Below are 4634 nucleotides of genomic sequence, written 5' to 3'. Positions count from 1 at the left end.
CCGCACAAGCGGTGGAGCATGTGGTTTAATTCGAAGCAACGCGCAGAACCTTACCAGCTCTTGACATGGACAGGACCGACGCAGAGATGCGTTTTCCCCGCAAGGGGCCTGTTGCACAGGTGCTGCATGGCTGTCGTCAGCTCGTGTCGTGAGATGTTGGGTTAAGTCCCGCAACGAGCGCAACCCTCGCCTCCAGTTGCCAGCACGTCTGGGTGGGCACTCTGGAGGAACTGCCGGTGACAAGCCGGAGGAAGGTGGGGATGACGTCAAGTCCTCATGGCCCTTATGGGCTGGGCTACACACGTGCTACAATGGCGGTGACAGAGGGAAGCCAGGTCGCGAGGCCGAGCCGATCCCTAAAAGCCGTCTCAGTTCAGATCGTACCCTGCAACTCGGGTACGTGAAGGTGGAATCGCTAGTAATCGCGGATCAGCACGCCGCGGTGAATACGTTCCCGGGCCTTGTACACACCGCCCGTCACACCATGGGAGTTGGTTCTACCTTAAGTGGCTGCGGGAACCGCAAGGACCTAGGTCACCACGGTAGGGTCAGCGACTGGGGTGAAGTCGTAACAAGGTAGCCGTAGGGGAACCTGCGGCTGGATCACCTCCTTTCAAGGACCTGCTCTGGGGTGAAGGTTTCGGCCTTCGGCTGGGGTGGTTCGCGAATAATGCTACAATCATCAGCCTGACTTGCTGGATCTTGAGGGTTGGCCCGGATGGGTTGGCTTGAGGGGTTTGGTCTCTGATCATGGTTTCATCCGGCTGCCCCTCCCTCCGCCTGGCGGTTCTGCCTGGTCTCATGCGAGTGGGGCTGGGTGGTATTGGCGCGGGTTGAACAGGTGGGGGCCAGTAGCTCAGTTGGTTAGAGCACACGCTTGATAAGCGTGGGGTCGGAGGTTCAAGTCCTCCCTGGCCCATTTTTCCTTTGCCTCTGGCAAAGGAAAAATCCCCCGGAGGGGGTGGTAAGCGACCTGCGCGGCACTGCCGCGCAGCGCGGCGTGCCGATTGGCGCGCGTTGCTGCTGCCCACCTTTGAGTGGCTCGTTGACTGACTGGTGCGGGGGCTTAGCTCAGCTGGTAGAGCACCTGCTTTGCAAGCAGGGGGTCAGCGGTTCGAACCCGCTAGCCTCCATTTCGGCGTAGCCGAAATCCGCCGGAGGCGGTGCTGAGCGACCTGCGCGGCACTGCCGCGCAGCGCGGTCTGCAAATGGTGCTTCTGGCTGGGCGGTTCCCAGGATGCGGTGCTGCGTGAGTGGTGCCGACTTCCCTCGACAGTTTCCTGGCGCCATGCCTTGGGTGTGGTGTTGGGCTTGTTCTTTCAAACGGTGAATCTGGATCTGGTGGACGTTGTTCCGCTGGTTGGCAAAAGGGGAGACCCTGGTGCTGAGCGGTGGGGGCGGCGTTCATTGTGTGTGTAATTGGCTGAGGCAAGTATTGTGCTGTTGCTGTTTCGAATGTGGGACGGGTTGTGGCCTGGTGGGGAGACTCATCTGGCGCGGTTTGGTCCTGCGCGCGGGCGGCGGCGGTAGGTTCTCGAGCGTGAAAAGAGCGTTCGGTGGATGCCTTGGCGCCAGGAGGCGATGAAGGACGTGGCACGCTGCGAAAAGCCGCGGGGAGATGCGAGCGATCGTTGATCCGCGGATGTCCGAATGGGGAAACCCCACCGCAAGGTGATCGTGCGCTGAATAAATAGGCGTACGAGGCAAACCCGGGGAACTGAAACATCTCAGTACCTGGAGGAAAAGACATCAACAGAGATTCCGCGAGTAGTGGCGAGCGAAAGCGGAGTAGGCCAGTGGTCATCAGGAAAGAAGCCGAGCAGTCTGGAAAGGCTGGCCGTAGTGGGTGATAGCCCCGTAGGCGTAGTGTTTCTGATGATCCTTGAGTAGGGCGGGGCACGTGAAACCCTGTCTGAACGTAGGGGGACCACCCTCTAAGCCTAAATACTACCTGGCGACCGATAGTGCACAAGTACCGTGAGGGAAAGGTGAAAAGCACCCCGACGAGGGGAGTGAAAGAGACCTGAAACCGGACGCTTACAAGCAGTCGGAGCCCGCAAGGGTGACGGCGTACCTTTTGTATAATGGGTCCGCGAGTTCGTGTTGGCAGCGAGCTTAAGCCGAGAGGTGTAGGCGCAGCGAAAGCGAGTCCGAAATGGGCGTTGAGTTGCCGGCATGAGACCCGAAACCTGGTGATCTAGCCATGGACAGGCTGAAGGTGGGGTAACACCTACTGGAGGGCCGAACCCACGCCTGTTGAAAAAGTCGGGGATGATCTGTGGCTAGGGGTGAAAGGCCAATCAAACCAGGAAATAGCTGGTTCTCCGCGAAATCTATTGAGGTAGATCGTCATATGGTCACCACCGGAGGTAGAGCACCGGATGGGCTAGGGGGACCCAAAGTCCTACCAAACCCAACCGAACTCCGAATGCCGGTGAGTGCAGTGTGGCAGACAGACGGCGGGTGCTAAGGTCCGTCGTCGAGAGGGAAACAGCCCAGACCACCAGCTAAGGCCCCTAATTCGTGGCTAAGTGGGAAAGCATGTGGGACGGCCAAAACAACCAGGAGGTTGGCTTAGAAGCAGCCATCCTTTAAAGAAAGCGTAATAGCTCACTGGTCTAATAGCTGTTCTGCGGCGAAAATGTAACGGGGCTCAAGCCACGAGCCGAAGCTGTGGGTGCATCGAAAGATGTGCGGTAGCGGAGCGTTCCCTAGGCCTGCGAAGCGGTACCTGTGAGGGGCCGTGGAGGTATGGGAAGTGCGAATGCGGACATGAGTAGCGACAAGAAGGGTGAGAAACCCTTCCGCCGAAAATCCAAGGGTTCCTGCGCAAGGCTAATCCGCGCAGGGTGAGCCGGCCCCTAAGGCGAGGGCGACAGCCGTAGCCGATGGAAACCAGGTGAATATTCCTGGGCCCGTCAGAAGTGACAGCCGTGAAGTGCGGTCATCCCTTATCGGATTGGGGTGGCCGTTGGATCGGCTCGGGAAATAGCTCTGACATATGGACCGTACCCTAAACCGACACAGGTGGATTGGACGAGTATTCCAAGGCGCTTGAGGGAACCATGCTGAAGGAACTAGGCAAATTGCTCGCGTAACTTCGGGATAAGCGAGACCTGCTGGCACGCAAGTGTTGGTGGGTGGCACAGACCAGGGGGTGGCGACTGTTTAGTAAAAACACAGGGCTCTGCGAAATCGAGAGATGACGTATAGGGTCTGACGCCTGCCCGGTGCTGGAAGGTCAAGGGGAGGAGTGCAAGCTCCGAACCGAAGCCCCAGTAAACGGCGGCCGTAACTATAACGGTCCTAAGGTAGCGAAATTCCTTGTCGGGTAAGTTCCGACCTGCACGAATGGCGTAACGACCTCCCCACTGTCTCCAGCATGGGCTCAGCGAAATTGAATTCCCCGTGAAGATGCGGGGTACCCGCGGTCAGACGGAAAGACCCTATGAACCTTTACTGCAGCTTCGCAGTGGCGCCAGGAAGGGACTGTGTAGGATAGGTGGGAGGCTTTGAAGCATGGGCGCTAGCTTGTGTGGAGCCAACCTTGAAATACCACCCTGTGCCTTTCTGGCGTCTAACCGAACCCGGTCATCCCGGGTCGGGACCCTGCGTGGTGGGCAGTTTGACTGGGGCGGTCGCCTCCCAAATGGTAACGGAGGCGCGCGATGGTGGGCTCAAGCCGGTCGGACATCGGCTGTTGAGTGCAAAGGCACAAGCCCGCCTGACTGCGAGCGCGACGGCGCGAGCAGAGACGAAAGTCGGCCTTAGTGATCCGGTGGTCCCGCGTGGAAGGGCCATCGCTCAACGGATAAAAGGTACTCTAGGGATAACAGGCTGATCTCCCCCAAGAGTCCACATCGACGGGGAGGTTTGGCACCTCGATGTCGGCTCATCGCATCCCGGGGCTGGAGCAGGTCCCAAGGGTTCGGCTGTTCGCCGATTAAAGCGGTACGTGAGCTGGGTTTAGAACGTCGTGAGACAGTTCGGTCCCTATCTGCCGTGGGTGTACGAGACTTGAGAGGATCTGTCCCTAGTACGAGAGGACCGGGATGGACGCACCTCTGGTGAACCGGTTGTCACGCCAGTGGCACGGCCGGGTGGCCAAGTGCGGAACGGATAACCGCTGAAGGCATCTAAGCGGGAAACCAGCCTCAAGACCAGGTCTCGCCGAGGGCCGTGGAAGACCACCACGTCGATAGGCTGCAGGTGTAAGACAGGTAACTGTCTCAGCTGAGCAGTCCTAATAGCCCGATCGAGCTCAAGATCACCGCCGCCGCATCGGTGTCCGTCAAACGACACCACCGCGCGCAGCACCAAACCGCGCAACTACTTGCCCCAGCCCATTACACACACACACCAGACCCAGACCCAATCAGCTACGATCCGGCGCGGTGGCCCGGTGGTCATCGCGGAGATGATACACCCGATCCCATCCCGAACTCGGCCGTGAAACACTCCAGCGCCCATGGTACTGCATCTCAAGATGCGGGAGAGTCGGTCGCCGCCGGGCCACCACGCCGGATCGTAGTCACCTTTGAAACACACACACCACCGCGGGGTGGAGCAGCCCGGTAGCTCGTCAGGCTCATAACCTGAAGGTCACAGGTTCAAATCCTGTCCCCGCATCCCAC

3 tRNA genes and 3 rRNA genes are annotated in these 4634 nt (G+C 59.2%); all 6 read left to right on the top strand.

Features of this window, described 5'->3' with window-relative positions:
• Positions 1 to 614, top strand: a 16S ribosomal RNA gene (locus BM041_RS29630); the annotation flags it as partial.
• Between the two features lie 231 nt (positions 615 to 845).
• Positions 846 to 919 (top strand) — tRNA-Ile (locus BM041_RS29625).
• A gap of 141 nt (positions 920 to 1060) precedes the next feature.
• Positions 1061 to 1133: transfer RNA gene (locus BM041_RS29620), tRNA-Ala, on the top strand.
• A gap of 400 nt (positions 1134 to 1533) precedes the next feature.
• Positions 1534 to 4268 (top strand): 23S ribosomal RNA (locus BM041_RS29615).
• Positions 4269 to 4398: 130 nt separating this feature from the next.
• Positions 4399 to 4513 (top strand): 5S ribosomal RNA (gene rrf / locus BM041_RS29610).
• Between the two features lie 42 nt (positions 4514 to 4555).
• Positions 4556 to 4629, top strand: a tRNA-Met gene (locus BM041_RS29605).
• Positions 4630 to 4634 lie beyond the last annotated feature (5 nt).

Source organism: Falsiroseomonas stagni DSM 19981 (genome assembly GCF_900114315.1).
GTDB lineage: Bacteria > Pseudomonadota > Alphaproteobacteria > Acetobacterales > Acetobacteraceae > Falsiroseomonas > Falsiroseomonas stagni.
The sequence above is the reverse complement of the archived record's forward strand: the minus strand, read 5'-3'. Positions and strand labels throughout refer to the sequence as shown.